The sequence below is a fragment of the Rhizobium changzhiense genome, from assembly GCF_013087625.1.
Taxonomy (GTDB): Bacteria; Pseudomonadota; Alphaproteobacteria; order Rhizobiales; family Rhizobiaceae; genus Rhizobium; species Rhizobium sophorae.
In genome coordinates this window covers 90,460-105,922 of the sequence record NZ_JABFCQ010000004.1, presented here as the reverse complement: position 1 = coordinate 105,922, position 15,463 = coordinate 90,460, and the positions used below count along the sequence as shown (strand labels likewise).

Below are 15,463 nucleotides of genomic sequence, written 5' to 3'. Positions count from 1 at the left end.
TTTCGGCATCATGCTCTAGTGTCGGCAACAGAATCCCGAATGGAGACGCTTTGCATTGGTAGGCCGGTTCCTCGTCTTTCTGGGGGGAGTGATCGTCGTAGTGCTGTTTGTGGCGCTGCTTGCGCCGCTGTTCATCGACTGGACGGATTTCCGCAAGAATTTCGAGGATCAGGCAAGCCGCATCATCGGCAAGAAGGTCACCGTCTACGGCACGGTGGATGCGCGCCTGCTGCCGTTCCCGTCGGTGACGCTGCATGACGTGCGCGTCGGCCAGGAAGCGGACGGCACGCCGATCGTCAGGGTCGAGCAGTTCTCCATGGATGCGGAGTTGGCACCTTTCCTGTCGGGCGAAGCGCTGATCTTCGACATGCGCGTCGTCAATCCGAAGGTGCGCTTGAGATTGCTCAAGGACGGCACGCTCGACTGGATGCGTGGCAGCCGCGCGGAGATACCGGCAAGGACCGTCGTTCTCGAAAACGTGCATGTCAGCGGCGGCGAAGTCGAGTTCATCGACGACCAGTCGGGCCGCTCACGTCGCATCACCGGCCTCAATGCGGAAATGTCGGCAAAGTCGCTGGCCGGCCCCTGGCGCATCGAGGGCGATGCTGCGCTCGACGGCGAGCACGGCGGCTTCTCGATCTCGAGCAGTCAGCCGGACGAGAAGGGCGTGCTGCGCATGCGCACGAGGCTTTCGCCGGACAAGCACCCTGTCAGCATCGATCTCGACGGCGAGCTGAAGCTCGTCGACAGCAAGCCGAACTATCAGGGCCAGCTTTCGGCAGCGATCGAGATCCGCAACAGCGCCAAGCCCGCCAACAAGAAAGAACAGCCGCCGCGCGTCAAGGGCCGCTTCGAGCTCACCAACGAACGCATCCGCATCCCGGAATACCGGATGGAGATCGGCCCGACGGACGATCCCTATGTCATAACCGGCGAGGCGACGCTCGATACCGGCAATGCGCCGGAATTCCTGCTGACCGCCGACGGGCAGCAGATCGACGTCAACCGCATCGGCAATCAGGGCTCGGCTGGCAAGACGACGCGGGATCCCGCTGTTTCGGCGCGCCAACGGCTGAATTCGCTGATCGATATCGTCGCGCAGGTGCCGATCCCGCAGGTGCCGGGCAAGGCGAGCGTCAAATTGCCGGCGATCGTCGCCGGCGATACGACGCTGCGCGACGTGCAACTGGAGCTCGAACCGGCCGGCACCGGCTGGATGATCGACAGCGCCACCGGCACGCTGCCGGGGCGCACGCAAGTGGAAGGCAAGGGCAAGCTCCTGCTTCAGGGCGAACCTTCGTTCAACGGCCAGATCGTGGTGGCATCCAGCCAGCCGACGGGGCTTGCCTCCTGGCTTGCCGGCTCGGTCGATCCGGCCATCCGGCAATTACGGCAGGCGGGCTTTTCGGCCAATGTCAGCCTGACGCATGAATTGCAGCGTTTTGAAAATCTCGAGATTGCCATCGGACCGGCGACGCTGAAGGGTCGGCTGGAGCGCCAGGCAATCTCCGACCAGACGCCGACGCTATCGGTGGCGCTGAACGGCGATACGCTCGATCTCGACGCGCTGCAGGCGCTGAGCGGGCTCATGACCGGCCAGGATGCCGGCGACAATGTGCTCGACCACAAGATCGCCGCCCAGCTCAAGGCCGGCAAGTTCACTGCCTTCGGCGTCAGTGCCGAGGATGTCGAGACCACGTTTACCATCGCCGATGGGGCGCTTGCCGTCGATCGGCTGTCGATCAAGAATATCGCCGGCGCCGAGCTGACGGCGACGGGCAGGGCGGAAGGCTCGTTGCTCGATTACAAGGGCGCAGGCGAAATCACCTTCAAATCGGCCGATCCCGGCGGCTTCTTCACCATGCTGCGCGAGCACCTGCCGCATCACCCCGTGCTCGACCGGTTAGTGCGCAACGCCGGCTGGTACGGTAATACGGCACTCCGCGGCGCGCTGACGCTCGGCGGCGACGAGGGCGACGCGCTGACGGTGACGCTTGCCGGTGTGGCGAACGGCAGCCGCGTCAATCTCGACTACCGCATGTCCGACCTCTTGGCGCTGACCGGCAATGGCACGACGAGCCTCGAGGCGACGCTCGAAAACGCCGTGCCCTCCATCCTGTTCGGCCAGGCCGGGCTCGACCCGCTGCCGGTGGATGTCGGGGCCAACGGCCGTCTGACGCTCAAGGTGAAGGCATCCGGCAACGATCCCGCCGATGCGGCGCTGACCTTTGCGACCGACCGGACCTCGTTCATGGCCAACGGCAAGGTCGATGTCCGACCGGAGACCTTCATGAACGGCCAGATCGCGCTTTCTCTCGACAGCGCCGATATCGACCCCTATCTCATCATGAACGGCATCGCTCTGCCACAGACCGCAACCGGGCTGCCGTTCGGCCTCCAGGTCAATACCGCCGTCGACAGCGACAAGATCGTCTTTTCCGATCTAAAGGGACATGCGGCCGACAACGAATTTTCCGGTGCGCTGACCTTCGACCGGAAGGCTGCGAAGACGACTGCGAGCGGCGGGCTGACACTCTCCAAGGCCGATGCCGGCTGGCTCGGCGAGGCGGTGTTCGGCCAGATCGTCGATCCCGCCAATGGTCAGCTGACGACAGCGCCGCTGGGGCTACCCATCTTCAAGGATCTCGACGTCAACGTGAAGCTGACGGCCAAGGAGTTCTGGCCCGGCCTGCCGGAAACGGCGGTGTCCGACTTCACCAGCAACGTCGCCTACAAGGGCGACGAGCTGCAGCTCAACGACATGGCCGGTAACTGGGATGGTGGAAAGCTCTCCGGCAACCTGCTCTTCACCAATGCCAACGGCACAGGTTTCCTGCAAACGAAGATTGCGCTTGCCGATTCCGATCTGTCCGGCGTCGTCTGGCTGCGCGACGGCGCGCCGATCGCCAACGGCAAGTTCGGGTTGTCGCTGTCGATGGAGGCCTCGGGCAAGACGATCGGCGAGATCGCCAGCTCCCTCAATGGTTCGGGCGAGTTGAGGCTCGGCGAAACCAGCATACGCGGGTTGAACCTTGCCGTCCTTCCGCCGCTGCTTGCCGCGACCGATACGATGCAGGAGCAGATCAATGCCGGCAAGGTGCATCCGATCATCGAGACGCTGCTCAGCAACGGCGAGGCGAAGCTGCCGCCGCTCGGCATCCCCTTCAACATCGCCGACGGGACGCTGAGGGTGCAGAATGTCACCGTCGCCAACGATCTCGCGCGCATCACCGCCGATGCGCAGATCGCGCTGCCGGAAGAGCGGATCAGCGCGACGCTGGGTGTCGGGTTTAATCCTGGCACGGAAGCGCTTTCTGGCGCCGAGCCTGCGCTCCGGCTGAATTTTTCCGGCATGCTGCCGTCGCCCGGCAAGACGATGGATGTGACCGATATCACCAGCTATCTGTCGCTGCGCGCCTTCGAGCGCGAGCGCCGGCGTGTCGAGCGGCTGCAGGCGGTCGTGCTCGAAAAACAGCGGCTGCGCCGCGAGGTGGCGCTCTACCGGTTCAACGACGCCGAGCGCATCAAGGCGGCCGAGATCGAGCAGCAACGGCAGGCGGAGGAAGAGCGGCTGCGCGCGCTGGCGCAGAAAGCAGCCGCTGAGAAGGCTGCTGCCGAGGCGGAGGCCGCACGCGCGGCGGAAGCCAAAGCGAAGGCGGATGCAGATCCGCAGGCGAGGGCCGCGGCCGAGGCGGAAGCAGCACGGCGCAGTGGGCAAGCGCAGCCCGGTCCGCTCAATTTCGATCAGGTGCCGGGCGTTCAGGCGCAGTGAAAGCGCGTTGAATTTGATTCATGCAAGACGCTTCAGGTCTTTGTTTTCATTGATGTCGCCCCAAATCGCGACGCGATTTTGAGCAACATGCATCAAGGCTAGTGGCCGGCGCCCGCCTTCAGCCAGGAAAGCACATGCAGCCGCAGCGCCGAGGACAGGTTGCTGTCCGGTGGGCGGTGGTCGTCGATTTCGGAGATCAGGGCGGCGAGCGGTATCGAACGGGCTGCGGCAATCGTCTTCAGCTCGGTCCAGAACTCATCCTCCAGCGAGAAACTGGTGCGATGGCCGTGCAAGGTCGCCGAATGCTTGCGGATCATGGAGCCTTCACATCCCAGGTAGAGCACAGCGCGCCCGAGACGACGCGTTCAGGACGTTCTATCAAATTAAGCGTGGGTTGGCAGATCGATTCAAGGAAAGGGCGCAAGTGGCTGATCGCAGAATCCATTCCGGCTTTTCACGCTTTGCGTGAAAGCGTCACGCGCCGTCGTCATCCGTCTCGATCCGGCCGTCGCGATGGGCTTTGTCGGCCTTGTCGTTCAGGCTGCGGGTCAGCTGGTTCTCGGTCTTGGTGCGGCCGAAGGAGATGCGGTTCTGCTCGGCCTGCTTCTCCTTTTCGGAGCGAGCCTGCTTCTTGCGGAACTGGCGCAGATTGATGATTTCGGCGCTCATGCGGTTGCCTGGATTCCCTATGAAGAAGGGAGGCTTGGCCTCCCTTCAAATCACTGCTTCTTGCGGAAGGAGTCGAGCGAGACGACGGAACCCGGTTTCTTCTCTTCACCGTCGGCGGGTTTTGCGCCTGCGGCGTCATCGGGCTTTCCAGCCGCATCCACCGGATAGGCGGTGATTTCGCCGGACGGCAATTCCTCGCCATCGGCGAGCGGCACGTCGAATTCGAGCTCGAAGTTGACGGAGGGATCGTAGAAGCCGCGGATCGCATTGAATGGGATGACCAGCTTTTCCGGAACGTCAGAGAAGGAAAGGCCGATCTCGAAATGCGTCTCGGTGATCTTCATGTCCCAGAACTGGTGCTGGATGACGATGGTCATCTGCTCGGGGTATTTCGACTTCAGGTGCTGGGAGATGCGCACGCCGGTGGCGCCCGTGAGGAAGGTGATGAAGAAGTGATGATCACCGGGCAGGCGGCCCGTCGCTGCGACTTCCGCCAAAACCTTGCGGATGACGCCGCGAAGTGCATCCTGTGCCAGAATGTCGTAGCGGATATGATCCTGCCCCATGCTTTTCCTGTCTTTCGTCGGTTCGGAAGTCTTTTCACAAGGTTATATGCCACGTCCGGGCGCCTTGGGAAAGACCGGAGCCGAGTCACGTTTTTAAGCAGCATACATGATTTCGGCGGCAGGGAGAAGGTGAAGGCTTCTGTTGCCAGGTGCCTTCGGACCCCGCCTAGAGGTGCGAACCACTAGGACTTTGATTGAAGTGTCACACCGCGATTAAGCAGCGAGACGAGCTTCCGCATAGTTGTCGTTTGCAACTACAATTTTAGCCCGATAACGGCGGTACAATGCCGAGCAAAAAGACGATCTTTACACCCTTGTCGATCCTGTTTCGCCCCCATCAAAAGCCGGCCTTTAAGACCGCCGGTTTTTGGTGGAGGCGCCGGGTACCGCCCCCGGGTCCAATAGGTTTATTACACCGCTCATTTATCGCCATAGCCGACCCGAAAGCCGGCAAGGCTGATATAGTGGTTTCCTCAGCCCAAGGAAAGGGCAAACGTCATAAAAGCGTTATGCGACCCATCAGAAACATTGGGAAAATGCCTGCCGGTGATTGGTTTCCCAGTTCCGAAGGCTTAAATTAGCCGAAACGGAATCAGCGCGACATGAAGCAATATCTCGATCTCTTGAATCATGTGATGGAAAAGGGCTCCGACCGGGGCGACCGCACCGGCACCGGCACGCGCTCGGTCTTCGGTTACCAGATGCGCTTCGATCTCGAAGAAGGCTTCCCCGTCCTTACCACGAAGAAGCTGCATCTGCGCTCGATCATTCACGAGCTTTTATGGTTCCTGAAGGGCGAGACAAATATCCGCTATCTCAAGGAGAACGGCGTTTCGATCTGGGACGAATGGGCGGATGCAAACGGCGATCTCGGGCCGGTCTACGGCGCCCAGTGGCGCTCTTGGCCAGCGCCCGACGGCGGCCATATCGACCAGATCGCCAATCTGGTCAAAGCCATCGTCAACAACCCGAATTCGCGCCGCCACATCGTTTCGGCCTGGAATCCGGCCGAAGTGGACGAGATGGCGCTGCCGCCCTGCCATTGCCTATTCCAGTTCTATGTGGCCGACGGCAGGCTTTCCTGCCAGCTCTACCAGCGCTCGGCCGATATCTTCCTCGGCGTGCCGTTCAATATCGCCTCCTATGCGCTACTGACGATGATGGTGGCTCAGGTGACCGGACTGAAGCCTGGCGACTTCGTGCACACGCTCGGCGACGCCCATCTCTATCACAACCATTTCGACCAGGCGAAGCTGCAGCTGGCGCGCCGGCCGAAGCCGCTGCCTTTCATGCGAATCAATCCTGATGTGAAGGATATTTTCGGCTTCACTTTCGACGATTTCGAGCTGATCGGCTACGAGGCCGATGCCAGCATCAAGGCGCCGATCGCCGTCTGATCCGGGATATTCCATGGCCGACATCCGCAGGACCATTATCGCCGCCGTTGCTCGCAACGGCATTATCGGCCGCGACGGCGATATGCCGTGGCGGCTTTCGAGCGATCTCAAGCGCTTCAGGGCGCTGACATTGGGAAAGCCTGTCGTGATGGGCCGCAAGACTTACGATTCGATCGGCAAGCCGCTGCCGGGACGGCCGAACGTCGTCATTTCGCGGCAAGCGGCGATAGACCATGCTGATGTCAGCATGGCCCATTCGCTGCCCGAGGCGATGACGGTGGCCGACAGGCTGGCGCTCGAAACCGGCGTCGACGAAATCTGCATTCTCGGCGGCGGGCAGGTCTATGCCCAGGCGATCGGTCTTGCCGACCGGATGTGCATCACGCATGTCGAGGCCGATCTCGACGGAGACGCTTCGTTTCCCGCGATCGATCCCGACATCTGGCAGGCGGGGGAGGCGATCGCGGTTCCGGCCGGCGAAAAGGACAGTTATCCCACGCGTTTCATCGTCTACGAACGCCGTCGCGCCTGAAAATGAACTATTTTCCAATTAAATTGACCAAGTTTCTCACGCTGCGTTGAAAGCCGATGCGGCGATACCTATAACGGTCACCAACGCGTCCGCCGGTCAGCCCCCACGGTTTCGGATGCGTCGCGACTTAACGAACAACGAGGTTTTGATGCCCTGGAGCAATCAGAATGGCGGCGGCGGCCCTTGGGGCGGCGGCGGCGGTAATAATCAGGGACCATGGGGACAGGGGCCGAACCGGCCGCGCGGTGGCGGCGGCAAGGGCGGACCGCCTGATCTGGAAGATATCATTCGGCGCGGCCAGGACCAGCTGCGCAACATCATTCCCGGCGGCTTCAACGGCGGCGTGGCGGTGATCGTCGTGGCGATTTTCGCCGTCTTCTGGCTGATCCAGTGCATTTACGTCGTGCAGCCGGACGAACGCGGCGTCGAACTGCGGTTCGGCCAGCCGAAGGACGAGATTTCCATGCCGGGCCTGCATTTCCACTTTTGGCCGATGGAAACCGTGGAGACGGTGAAGGTGACCGTACAGCAGCTGAACATCGGGGCGACTTCGGCCTCGTCTTCGAACGGCCTGATGCTGTCCAGCGACAAAAGCGTGATCAACGTGCAGTTCGCGGTCTTCTATACCGTCAGCGATCCCAAGGCCTATCTCTTCAACGTCGAAAATCCGGCGGAGACTCTGCAGCAGGTATCCGACAGTGCCATGCGTGAGATCGTTGGCCGTCGTCCGGCGCAGGACGCCTTCCGCAGCAATCGTCAGCCGATCGAAGTGGACGTGCTCAATATCCTGCAGGACACGATGAACCGATATGGCGCGGGTGTGACCGTGACCGGCGTGACGATCCAGAACGTGGCGCCGCCGCGGGAAGTCGCCGACGCTTTCGAAGAAGTGCAGCGTGCCGGCCGTGACCGCGACAGCACGATCGAAGAGGCCAATCGCTACACGAACCAGAAGCTCGGCCAGGCGCGAGGTGATGCGGCCAGAATCCGTGAAGATGCAGCCGCCTACAAGAACCGTGTCGTGAAGGAGGCGGAAGGTGAAGCGCAGCGATTCACAGCGATCAACGACGAATATTCCAAGGCGCCCGACGTGACCCGCAAGCGGCTGTATCTCGAAACGATGGAGCAGGTGCTGAAGAATTCCCGGAAGGTCATCATCGACGAGAAGCAGGGCGTTCTGCCCTATCTGCCGCTCAATGAGCTTGGCAAGCCGGCGCAGCAGGGAGGTTGAGTCATGACATCGAACAGACTTCCCATCATTCTCATCATCCTCGCCATCGTTTTGGTCGGGCTTTATTCGTCCATCTTCGTGGTGAATGCACGTGAGCAGGCCATCGTCGTCCGTTTCGGCCAGATCCAGTCGGTCAAGACCGAGCCTGGCATTTATTTCAAGCTGCCCTTCGGCTTCATGGATGCCGACCGCGTTCAGCTGGTCGAAAAGCAGGCGCTGAGGCTCGATCTCGACAATATTCGCGTTCAGGTCCAGGATGGCCAGACCTTCGACGTCGATGCCTTCGTGATCTATAACATCTCGGATGTTCGCCGCTTCCGCGAAACGGTATCGGGCGATCGCGAAGCCGCGGAAGCGCGGTTGAGAGCGCAGCTCGATTCATCGCTTCGTCGCGTCTACGGTCTGCGTGACTACAATGCCGCCCTCTCGGAAGAGCGTGTCGCGATGATGCTGGAGATTCGCGACGACCTGCGCACCGATGCCGAAAATCTCGGCCTGCATATAGACGACGTTCGCATTCGCCGCACCGACCTTTCGCCGGAGGTTGCGCCCAACACCTATAATGCCATGCGTTCGGAACGCCTCGCCGAGGCCGAGCGTATCCGTGCGGAGGGCAATGAGGAAGGCCAGCGGCGGCGTGCCATCGCCGACCGTCAGGTCGTCGAGCTCACCGCAGGCGCCCAGCGCGATGCGGAGATCCTTCGAGGCCAGGGCGATGCGGAACGCAACCGCGTCTTCGCCGAAGTCTTCAGCAAGGATCCAGCCTTCTTCGAGTTCTATCGCTCGATGGCGGCCTATTCCTCCGCTCTCTCGTCGCAGGACACGACGCTGGTGCTGTCGCCGAATTCGGAATTCTTCCGCTATTTCGACAATGCCGCCGGCACACTGCAGCCGGCAAATCCGGCCGCACCAGTTCCGGCAGTTCCCGGCGCAGCTGCTCCCGCAGCACCGGCCCAGCCGACGAACTGACAGCAGGAAAACCACCCCGACAATCCTGGAAGGGCCGGCCCGAGCGCCGGCCCTTTTTTCGTGGAATGATTGAGACGATCCGGCTTTTGCGAGGCCACGTCGCATTGCACGGGGATTTCGCGAAAAGGTGATTTCACCCTCCATCATTCCGCCTTATGCTGGTGCTCAATGTGCGCATGTACCCCTTATGAGGAAGCTTGATGGCCCCCACGAATCGCTCGCCCTTCAGACGAACGCTCGCGCTTATGGCCAGCGCTGCAATTCTTGCGCATGCCGGCATGAACGGGGTCGCCTATGCGCAAACCGCGGCTGAGACGACCGCACCCGGGGCTACTGCACCCGCTCCGGCTACTCCGGAAACGGCTGCTCCCGCTCCTACGCCTCCCGCACCCGCCGCGCCGGAGCAGACCGCTCCGATCCAGGCCGCCGTGCCCAACACCGGCCCGGCTTCCGTCGCCGATCTCGCCGAAGGGCTGCTCGACGCCGTGGTCAACATCTCGACCTCGCAGAAGGTGAAGGACGATGAGGGCGCCGGTCCGGCGCCGCGCGCCCCCGACGGCTCGCCTTTCCAGGAATTCTTCAACGACTTCTTCAACAAGCAGCAGGGCAACAAGGGCGGCAACCACAATGTCAGCTCGCTTGGCTCCGGCTTCGTCATCGATCCGGCCGGCTATATCGTCACCAACAATCACGTGATCGAGGGCGCCGACGATATCGAGATCAATTTCGCCAATGGTTCGAAGCTCAAGGCGAAGCTGATCGGCACGGATACGAAGACCGATCTCTCGGTGCTGAAGGTCGAGCCGAAGACGCCGCTGAAATCCGTGAAATTCGGCGATTCCAGCGAGATGCGCATTGGCGACTGGGTGATGGCGATCGGCAATCCGTTCGGCTTCGGCGGTTCGGTGACGGTGGGCATCATTTCCGGGCGCGGCCGCAACATCAATGCCGGCCCCTACGATAACTTCATCCAGACGGATGCGGCGATCAACAAGGGCAATTCGGGCGGTCCGCTCTTCAACATGAAGGGTGAGGTGATCGGCATCAACACGGCGATTATCTCGCCGAGCGGCGGCTCGATCGGCATCGGCTTCTCGGTGCCCTCGGAGCTTGCTTCCGGTGTCGTCGAGCAGCTGCGCCAATATGGCGAGACGCGGCGCGGCTGGCTCGGCGTGCGCATCCAGCCGGTCACCGACGATATCGCCGACAGCCTCGGGCTTGACACGGCCAAGGGCGCACTGGTCGCCGGCGTCATCAAGGGCGGTCCCGTCGACGACGGCTCGATCAAAGCGGGCGACGTCATTTTGAAATTCGACGGCAAGACCGTCAGCGAAATGCGCGACCTGCCGCGCGTCGTGGCGGAAAGCACGGTCGGCAAGGAAGTCGACGTCGTGGTGCTGCGCGACGGCAAGGAACAGACTGTCAAGGTGAAGCTCGGCCGGCTCGAGGACAGCGATCAGGCGGCTGCATCCGGCGATTCAGCACCCGATGGCTCGCAGGACGATGGCGTGATCACTCCGGATCCCGGCGAGAACAATGACATGGACCAGCCGGATTCCGGCGATCAGGCAAAGCCTGCACCTGATACACCCGACCAGCACAAGGGCCAGGTGCCGCCGGATGCGGCCATGCCGAAGAACGTGCTCGGGCTGTCGCTGTCGCTGTTGAGCGCCGAGACCCGCAAGGCCTTCGGCATCGCCGAGAGCGTCGATGGTGTCGTCGTGACGGAAGTGACGCCCGGCTCGGCCTCGGCGGAAAAGGGGCTGAAGCCCGGCGATGTAATCGTCGAGGTGGCACAGGAGTTCATGAAGTCGCCGGATGCGGTCGCCGCCAAGGTGCAGGCGCTGAAACAGGAAGGCCGCCGCAACGCCCAGCTGATGATCGCATCGGCGAATGGCGATCTGCGGTTCGTGGCGGTGCCGATGGAATAACGAGCTACGGCGATAGTGAATTAGCAGCCGTAGTCTCCAACTCTCCCTCATTCCTGTGCTTGTCACAGGAATCCAGTGCGCCCAGGTCCTTGGGCGCAGAAGACTCTTCTCTCCTGACGTAAGTCACTCACCGCGCAGACGCGCCGTGGCTGGATTCCTGTGACGAGCACAGGAATGAGGGCGGAGAGGGTTTGCCGGGCGGCCTTTCGAAACGGGACCGTTGGCCTAACGGTCCGGAGGTGACAGGCTATTTGGCGGTTTACGGAGGTTGCCTTTCCGTACGAGCCACCAGCGATCAGCCCCGATTTCGGGAATGTCGCTGGCATCGCCTTCAAACCATCACGAAATCCGTCTTTCGGTAGCCCTGGATATAGAGCAGGGCGGTCAGGTCGCCGTGGTTGATGCGCATCTGCGCTTCGGCGGCAACAGTTGGCTTGGCGTGGAGCGCGACACCGGAGCCGGCAAGGTGCAGCATGCCGAGATCGTTGGCGCCGTCGCCGACGGCGATCGCCTCTTTCGGCGAAATGCCGAGGCGAGCCGCAATTTCGTTCAGCGCATCGACCTTCGCCTGTTTTCCGAGGATCGGTTCGGCGACGAAGCCGGAGAGAATACCGCCGTCTTCGAGCAGCGTGTTGGCGCGGTTTTCATCGAAGCCGAGGGTGGCGGCGATGCGGCTGGTGAAGACGGTGAAGCCGCCGGAGACAAGCGCGGTGTAGTGGCCTTTCGATTTCATGGTGGCGATCAGTTCCGGACCGCCAGGGGTGAGCGTGATGCGCTTGGCGATCACCTCGTCGACGACCGATATCGGCAGCCCTTTCAGCAGGGCGACACGCTCACGCAGCGCCGGCTCGAAGGCGATCTCGCCGTTCATGGCGCGGGCGGTAATAGTCGCGATCTTCTCCTTCAGGCCGACTTCGGCGGCCAATTCATCGATGCATTCCTGACCGATCATCGTCGAGTCCATGTCGGCGATCAGCAGCTTTTTGCGGCGGGTCTCTTGCTCCTGGATGACGAGGTCGATGGGCGCGCCTGATATGACGGCAAGGATATTGGCCTCGGCTGCCTGCGCATCGGTGCCGTCGCGCAGCGCGATGTCGCAGGCAACGCCGTCGGCCAGCCAGTAGAGACCGGAAGCGTTCACGGCCTCGGCCGCCCGTTCGGCGATTTCCGGGGTCAGCACGGGATTTGACGGATTGGCAACAAGCGTGGCAACGAGGGCCATGATGGAAAACCTTCTGAGCACAATGAATGCGATCCTGATAACCGGGCCGACCGCCAGCGGCAAGTCCGCGCTCGCTGTCGAATTGGCCAAGCGCCATGACGGCGCGGTTGTCAACGCCGACAGCATGCAGGTCTACGACACGCTGCGGGTGCTGACGGCGCGCCCGTCAGAGGAGGAGATGCAGGGCGTGCCGCATCATCTTTACGGCCACGTGCCGGCAGGTGCGGCCTATTCCACAGGCGCCTGGCTGCGGGATGTCTCGGCACTACTGCCGGCGCTCAGGGACGCAGGACGGCTGCCGGTCTTCGTCGGCGGCACGGGACTTTACTTCAAGGCGCTGATCGGCGGGCTCTCCGATATGCCGGAGATACCGGAGGTGCTGCGGGAGAGACTCAGGACGCGGCTGCTGGAGGAGGGGCCGGACGGGCTCTATGCCGAACTCGCCGAGGCAGATCCCGCCATGGCGGCAAGCCTCAACCGCCGGGACGGGCAACGGATCGTCCGGGCGCTGGAGGTCTTGAAGGCGACGGGGCGATCGATCGCCAATTTCCAGGGCCAGTCGGGACCGGTGGTGATCGACGCCGATGAGGCCCGCAAGATCGTCGTGCTGCCGGATAGAGCCGTGCTGCATCAGCGCATCAACGGGCGGTTCGAAAAAATGCTGCAGCAAGGCGCGGAAGACGAGGTACGGGCTCTGCTTGCGCTCGACCTGCCGGCCGAGGCGCCTGTGATGAAGGCAATCGGCGTGTCGCAGATTGCGGCGATGCTGAGGGGCGAGATGACGCGCGGCGAGGTGTTGGAGAAGGGTGCTGCGGCGACGCGGCAATATGCCAAGCGGCAAATGACATGGTTCCGCAACCAGATGGACGACAGCTGGGAGCGGCTGACAGTTTAGGCTTCAGTTCGTTGCGGGCCTCCCGCTCCAGACATGTGCTGGCTCAGCAGTTTGACGAGTTCGCCGACCGCGGCCTGCAACTGGTCCGGCATAAATCCGCCGAAGCCCAGCATCAGGCCGCGACGCGCCGGCTGCGTGGCATACATCGGGGAAATCGCCCGCACGGCGAGGCCGGCCGAGAGGGCACGGGCTGCGAGTTGCACGTCGTCGACCTCTTCGGGCAGCCATAGAAGAATATGCATGCCTTGGTCGCTCTCCTGGACGCGGCAGCCCTCAGGCAAGCCCCGCTCGAGCGCCGAGAGCAGAACAGCGCGGCGTTCGGCATAGAGGCCGCGGATGCGCCGGATATGCGCTTCGAAATAACCTTCCCGCATGTAGGCCGCCAGAACATGCTGTTCGGCGATCGGCGAATGCCGGTCGAGAATGGCGCGGGCGCCGGCAAAGGCTTCTGCGAGCGGAGGAGGGACGATGACGTAGCCGAGGCGCAGGGAAGGAAAGAGCACCTTGCTGAAGGTGCCGAGATAGACGACGCGTGACGGACGCAACCCTTGCATCGACGGAAACGGGTGTCCGGCATAACGCAGCTCACTGTCGTAATCGTCCTCGACGATCCAGGCGCGATTTTGGTCGGCCCAGGCGATCAAGGCATTGCGCCGCGCCATGCTGAGCGGCATCCCGATCGGATATTGGTGCGAAGGGGTGACGAATGCGGCGCGCGCCTGGGGACAGAGCTCGAGGCCGCGTTCCACGTTCATTCCCTGTGCATCGACTGGCAGGCGGTGCGTCCGTACGCCGAGATCGTCAAGCACTGCCGTCAGGCCGGGATAGGCCGGGTCCTCGGCCCATACCGGATCGTCACGCGAGAGAAGAACCCGGCCCGCCATATAGAGGCCTTGCTGGGTGCCTGACGTGACGATGATTTGTTCCGGCTCGCAATGAACGGCCCGCGCGCGCCGGACGTGGTCGGCAATGGCAAGCCTGAGTTCGAGCAAGCCCATAGGGTCGTGATAACCCGAAGGTGCGGCCTGTCGCGACGCGCGCACGCGGTTGCCGAGACGGCGCCAGTTGTCGTCGGGCGCAATACCGCAAGCCGGGACGGCGATGGCGAAGGGAACGGGTGGGTGCGGGGTGAGCGCACGGGCGATGGCGCTCAGCCGGCCAGCTTGGGAAGGCAGATCGACGGCATCCGCGGTAGACGGCACTGCCGGCGCAAGCGGGGGTGCCGGCGTGGTGTCCATCAGATCGGCGGCAACACGGGTTCCGGCTCCGACCCGCGCTTCGAGATAGCCTTCGGCAGTCAACTGATCGAACACCTCGACGACGGTGCCGCGCGCGATCTTCAGCGAATCCGCAAGGCTGCGCGTTGAAGGAAGGCGTTCGCCTGGCCTCAGCTCACCGCGGGCGATTGCATTCCGCAGGGCCTGCGCAAGCTGGCGGCCGACGTTAGCCGTTCGATCGATCGCGTTGAGCGATGGGATTTCGATGGTGCTGCGCCGTTTAGACATCGTAAAATGGTCCATAGAGATTCTTCAAAATGGCGCTTCACGATGAACCAATTTTTGAGGAAAAGGAAGCAGATTGGCGGCTCCCCGATGGCGCATTCTTCGCCTTCGGGGGCGTGCCGTGCGCGGGCGCAAACTTCTGGAAAAACGCAAATGCAGGATCTTCTCGTCGTCTACATCGCCTATGCAATCGCTGCAGGCAGTCCCGGACCGAGCAATATGGCCATCATGAATGTGGCGATGCGGCAAGGGCGTCGACCGGCGCTCGCCCTTGCCGCTGGAGTTATAACGATGTCGACATGCTGGGGGCTGATCGCGGTCACCGGCATCTCGACACTCCTGGTCCGCTATGCCCATGCCCTGCTGTTCCTTAAGATCGCAGGCGGATTGTACCTCCTCTGGCTCGCCTGGAGGGCGGCCCGCTCGGCAGTTGCCCCGGATATGCCGGCAAGCGAGGTCGTCCGACCCGCGGCGCAACTCGGCACGCTCTATCGTCGCGGCGTTCTGATGCATCTCGGCAATCCGAAGGCGGTTCTGGCCTGGGTGGCGATCATGTCGCTCGGCCTCAAGCCGGGCGCTTCGCCAGAGATGGCCGTCACCGCCTTCGGCGGCTGCGTGTTCTTGGGGATCTCGATATTTGCCGGCTATGCCGTGCTCTTCTCCACGGCACCCATGGTGCGCGGCTACGCACGTGCGCGGCGGTGGATCGAGGGCACTCTCGCCGTCTTCTTCGCGGGCGCCGGATCGCGCCTTCTGTTCTCACATTGACCGGATTTT

Annotated in this window: 13 protein-coding genes and 1 other RNA gene; 8 read left to right on the top strand and 6 right to left on the bottom strand. The window is 62.5% G+C overall.

Translation table 11 applies throughout. The annotated features are described in order from the left end of the window. Nucleotides 1-55 precede the first annotated feature (55 nt). Entirely contained in the window at nt 56-3,772 is a 3,717-nt protein-coding gene (locus G9X68_RS20690) for an AsmA family protein (RefSeq protein WP_171604030.1), read from the top strand. A 98-nt stretch (nt 3,773-3,870) separates the two neighbouring features. Here G9X68_RS20690 and G9X68_RS20685 read toward each other — a convergent pair whose 3' ends face one another. The 4 genes from G9X68_RS20685 to ssrA all read right to left on the bottom strand — a co-directional run bounded on the left by G9X68_RS20685 (nt 3,871) and on the right by ssrA (nt 5,498). Beyond that, on the bottom strand, nt 3,871-4,089 hold the full coding sequence (locus G9X68_RS20685; protein ID WP_171604029.1) for a ribbon-helix-helix domain-containing protein: 219 nt from the start codon (nt 4,087-4,089) through the stop codon (nt 3,871-3,873). Between the two features lie 157 nt (nt 4,090-4,246). Then, complete coding sequence (locus tag G9X68_RS20680; RefSeq protein WP_171604028.1) at nt 4,247-4,441, bottom strand: DUF4169 family protein; 195 nt, start codon at nt 4,439-4,441, stop codon at nt 4,247-4,249. A 50-nt stretch (nt 4,442-4,491) separates the two neighbouring features. Continuing rightward, entirely contained in the window at nt 4,492-5,007 is a 516-nt protein-coding gene (locus G9X68_RS20675) for an SspB family protein (RefSeq protein ID WP_003541317.1), read from the bottom strand. 128 nt (nt 5,008-5,135) lie between these two features. Further along, nucleotides 5,136-5,498: a transfer-messenger RNA gene (ssrA, locus tag G9X68_RS20670) on the bottom strand. Between the two features lie 111 nt (nt 5,499-5,609). Here ssrA and G9X68_RS20665 point away from each other — a divergent pair. The 5 genes from G9X68_RS20665 to G9X68_RS20645 all read left to right on the top strand — a co-directional run bounded on the left by G9X68_RS20665 (nt 5,610) and on the right by G9X68_RS20645 (nt 11,067). Further along, the gene (locus tag G9X68_RS20665; protein WP_171604027.1) at nt 5,610-6,404 is read left to right on the top strand and encodes a thymidylate synthase; all 795 of its coding nucleotides are present in this window, start codon (nt 5,610-5,612) and stop codon (nt 6,402-6,404) included. A gap of 13 nt (nt 6,405-6,417) precedes the next feature. Further along, nucleotides 6,418-6,936 (top strand): dihydrofolate reductase, encoded by a 519-nt coding sequence (locus G9X68_RS20660; RefSeq protein WP_171604026.1) that lies wholly within the window; start codon nt 6,418-6,420, stop codon nt 6,934-6,936. 148 nt (nt 6,937-7,084) lie between these two features. Continuing rightward, nucleotides 7,085-8,167 carry an FtsH protease activity modulator HflK gene (hflK, locus tag G9X68_RS20655; protein ID WP_171604025.1) on the top strand — a complete coding sequence of 361 codons (1,083 nt, stop codon included), beginning with the start codon at nt 7,085-7,087 and terminating at the stop codon, nt 8,165-8,167. A gap of 3 nt (nt 8,168-8,170) precedes the next feature. After that, a complete protein-coding gene (gene hflC, locus G9X68_RS20650; RefSeq protein ID WP_171604024.1) occupies nt 8,171-9,136 on the top strand; it encodes a protease modulator HflC in 966 nt (321 codons plus the stop codon). 200 nt (nt 9,137-9,336) lie between these two features. Then, complete coding sequence (locus G9X68_RS20645; RefSeq protein WP_171604023.1) at nt 9,337-11,067, top strand: Do family serine endopeptidase; 1,731 nt, start codon at nt 9,337-9,339, stop codon at nt 11,065-11,067. A 331-nt stretch (nt 11,068-11,398) separates the two neighbouring features. Here G9X68_RS20645 and serB read toward each other — a convergent pair whose 3' ends face one another. Next, nucleotides 11,399-12,289 carry a phosphoserine phosphatase SerB gene (serB, locus tag G9X68_RS20640; RefSeq protein ID WP_171604022.1) on the bottom strand — a complete coding sequence of 297 codons (891 nt, stop codon included), beginning with the start codon at nt 12,287-12,289 and terminating at the stop codon, nt 11,399-11,401. Between serB and miaA the strand changes: the two genes are divergently transcribed. Next, a complete protein-coding gene (gene miaA, locus G9X68_RS20635) occupies nt 12,288-13,184 on the top strand; it encodes a tRNA (adenosine(37)-N6)-dimethylallyltransferase MiaA (protein WP_171604021.1) in 897 nt (298 codons plus the stop codon). The two genes, serB and miaA, sit on opposite strands and share 2 nt — an antisense overlap. Here the strand turns inward: miaA and pdxR are convergent. Further along, nucleotides 13,181-14,689 (bottom strand): MocR-like pyridoxine biosynthesis transcription factor PdxR, encoded by a 1,509-nt coding sequence (pdxR, locus tag G9X68_RS20630; RefSeq protein WP_206679813.1) that lies wholly within the window; start codon nt 14,687-14,689, stop codon nt 13,181-13,183. The two genes, miaA and pdxR, sit on opposite strands and share 4 nt — an antisense overlap. Before the next feature lie 150 nt (nt 14,690-14,839). On the opposite strand from pdxR, the gene G9X68_RS20625 reads away from it, so the two are divergent. Continuing rightward, nucleotides 14,840-15,454 carry a LysE family translocator gene (locus G9X68_RS20625; RefSeq protein ID WP_171604019.1) on the top strand — a complete coding sequence of 205 codons (615 nt, stop codon included), beginning with the start codon at nt 14,840-14,842 and terminating at the stop codon, nt 15,452-15,454. The last annotated feature ends 9 nt before the right edge of the window (nt 15,455-15,463 follow it).

Excerpts from the sequence above, each read along its gene's own strand:
- G9X68_RS20685 (WP_171604029.1), bottom strand. The coding sequence starts at position 4,089 with ATGATCCGCAAGCATTCGGCGACCTTGCACGGCCATCGCACCAGTTTC.
- G9X68_RS20680 (WP_171604028.1), bottom strand. The coding sequence starts at position 4,441 with ATGAGCGCCGAAATCATCAATCTGCGCCAGTTCCGCAAGAAGCAGGCT.
- G9X68_RS20675 (WP_003541317.1), bottom strand. The coding sequence starts at position 5,007 with ATGGGGCAGGATCATATCCGCTACGACATTCTGGCACAGGATGCACTT.
- G9X68_RS20665 (WP_171604027.1), top strand. The coding sequence starts at position 5,610 with ATGAAGCAATATCTCGATCTCTTGAATCATGTGATGGAAAAGGGCTCC.
- G9X68_RS20660 (WP_171604026.1), top strand. The coding sequence starts at position 6,418 with ATGGCCGACATCCGCAGGACCATTATCGCCGCCGTTGCTCGCAACGGC.
- hflK (WP_171604025.1), top strand. The coding sequence starts at position 7,085 with ATGCCCTGGAGCAATCAGAATGGCGGCGGCGGCCCTTGGGGCGGCGGC.
- hflC (WP_171604024.1), top strand. The coding sequence starts at position 8,171 with ATGACATCGAACAGACTTCCCATCATTCTCATCATCCTCGCCATCGTT.
- G9X68_RS20645 (WP_171604023.1), top strand. The coding sequence starts at position 9,337 with ATGGCCCCCACGAATCGCTCGCCCTTCAGACGAACGCTCGCGCTTATG.
- miaA (WP_171604021.1), top strand. The coding sequence starts at position 12,288 with ATGATGGAAAACCTTCTGAGCACAATGAATGCGATCCTGATAACCGGG.
- serB (WP_171604022.1), bottom strand. The coding sequence starts at position 12,289 with ATGGCCCTCGTTGCCACGCTTGTTGCCAATCCGTCAAATCCCGTGCTG.
- pdxR (WP_206679813.1), bottom strand. The coding sequence starts at position 14,689 with ATGTCTAAACGGCGCAGCACCATCGAAATCCCATCGCTCAACGCGATC.
- G9X68_RS20625 (WP_171604019.1), top strand. The coding sequence starts at position 14,840 with ATGCAGGATCTTCTCGTCGTCTACATCGCCTATGCAATCGCTGCAGGC.